The organism is Archangium sp. (assembly GCF_036388035.1).
GTDB lineage: Bacteria > Myxococcota > Myxococcia > Myxococcales > Myxococcaceae > Archangium.
In genome coordinates this window covers 1-2,030 of record NZ_DASVSO010000076.1, presented here as the reverse complement: position 1 = coordinate 2,030, position 2,030 = coordinate 1, and the positions used below count along the sequence as shown (strand labels likewise).

Below are 2,030 nucleotides of genomic sequence, written 5' to 3'. Positions count from 1 at the left end.
CAGCACGCAGCCCAGCGAGAAGATGTCGGCACAGGCGCGGATGTCGTGCTGGCTGGAGGCCTGCTCGGGCGCCATGTAGCCCGGGGTCCCCACCACCACGTTGCTGCCCGTCACCCCCACCAGGGTGGACACCACCTGGCGCGCCAGGCCGAAGTCCAGGAGCACCACGTCCTCGGGCCTCCCCCCGCGCAGGAAGAGGTTGGAGGGCTTGATGTCGCGGTGGACGATGCCCTGCTGGTGGGCCATGGCGAGCGCCTCGGTGGCACGCCGCAGCAGCTTCAGGGTTTCAGACAGGCTGAGCGGCTGGCGTGCGAGGCGTTGGGCCAGATCCTCGCCTTCGAGCCACTCCATGGCCAGATAGGGCTGGCCCGCTTGGGTGGTGCCATGGTCGACATAGGAGACGATGGCGGGGTGGCGCAGCTCACTCAGCAGCACGGCCTCGCGCTTGAAGCGATAGGCCACCTCCGGCGAGGTGACGGCGTGCAGCAACTTGAGGGCGACGTGCTGGCCGGAGCGCGAGTCGGTGGCCCGGTAGACGGCGCCCATGCCTCCGCGCCCGGCCAGGGCTCCCAGGGTGAACCGCCCCCCGATGAGCGTCTCCTGGGGCGGGCTCCCAGCAGATGCCTTGGCGGAAGATGGGGTGGTGAGAGTGTCGTCTGGGCTGTTGTCCATGGCGTGGTGAGGCTCGCGGCCCGCTCACGCCATGCTACACGGAGTCGCCTGGCTCCTGGAGTTCGCCCCAGAGCTGCCGAGCCAGCTCGAGGGTGCGGGCATTCTCGGGCACCTGCCGCAGGAAACGCTCACGGGCCGCGGCGTCGGGAATGTCGTTGGCACGGGCACGCACGCACTGGAGGGTCTCGCGGAGCGCGGCCTCCCCCGCGCTGGCATCCCCCTGCGCGAAGCAGGCTTCCGCCAGCGCCAGGCGCACGACCACCGCGAACACGCCCTGGCTGCCCATCTGCTCCAGCTCCCGCACTCCCAGTTCCGCCACCTCTCGAGCCTCCGCGGCGCGTCCCTGGGCGAGCAGGACAGCACTGAGGGCCCTGTTCCCGAAGACCGAGTAACACTTGAAGGGCGCCAGCAGCTCACACGCAGTGCGTGCGTACACCTCGGCCTCGCTCAGAGCACCGCTGGCCAGCATCACTTGCGCCAGCGCGGCGCTCGCCACCGCCCGTTGAAATGAATAGCAGGCGGGGTCGACCAACCACTCGAGCGCAAGGTCATGAGCCTCCTGACGGTGCGCTGGCTCGGGGCTGGAGGCCAACGCCTGGAACAGGTAGTGATGGGCGAAGTGCACCGAGATACGGTGCTCCGCACGCAGGGCAGCGACCTTGGCCTCTCGCAAACGCTCCACGGCACCGGACAGGTCTCCCAACGAGGCCAGGGCCATCCCTGAAACGACCCGCGTGACGTTTTCGTCCCGCTCCACGCCCATGTCGCGGAAGTCGCGCAGGCCCACATCGGCCGTCATGAAGGCCTGCCAGGGCCTGGCCTCGAAGAAGTGGAGGAAGAAGCCCTTCAAGAATCTCATCCAGCCACGCACCAGGGCATCGTGGAGCATGGCGTCAGCACCGACCTCCATGATCCGTTCGAGCAGACCCTCCACCTGCTGGCGCGCGCCGGAATAGATCCTCGCGCCCCCTATCTGGCCGAGGGCCTCGACATAAGCGGCAATCGCCTTGGGCTCCGGCGAGGTGCTCAGCAAAAGCTCTATCATTCGGGCCACCTGCTCCTGGTTTCGGAAGTGGCCCCCGACAATCAAGCTGCCCAGCAGCTTGCACCACAACGAGCTGCCAGCCTTCAGCCCCGCCAGAGCCGGCACGCCGAGCTCCAGGGCCAGCTCCCCTCGCTCCCCCCAATAGGCGACCATGGATTGGAGCGCGCGCAGCCGGGCCGGGAACTCACCACTCATGTCACACGAGAGGGCAGCGTCCGTGCACCGCATCACTCCTTGGAGATCATGCCGGTCGAAGAGCTGCTCGGCGGCCTGGGTGTAGAACGGAACAGCGCGCTCCGGCTGTTGTCCGAGT

1 protein-coding gene and 1 pseudogene are annotated in these 2,030 nt (G+C 68.2%); both read right to left on the bottom strand.

Annotated features, from left to right (window positions below; all coding sequences use genetic code 11):
• Window positions 1-672: serine/threonine-protein kinase (locus VF697_RS03290; protein ID WP_331092002.1), on the bottom strand; the 672-nt coding region annotated here is incomplete at its 3' end.
• Window positions 673-706: 34 nt separating this feature from the next.
• Window positions 707-2,030, bottom strand: a pseudogene (locus VF697_RS03285) (serine/threonine-protein kinase PknK); the annotation flags it as partial.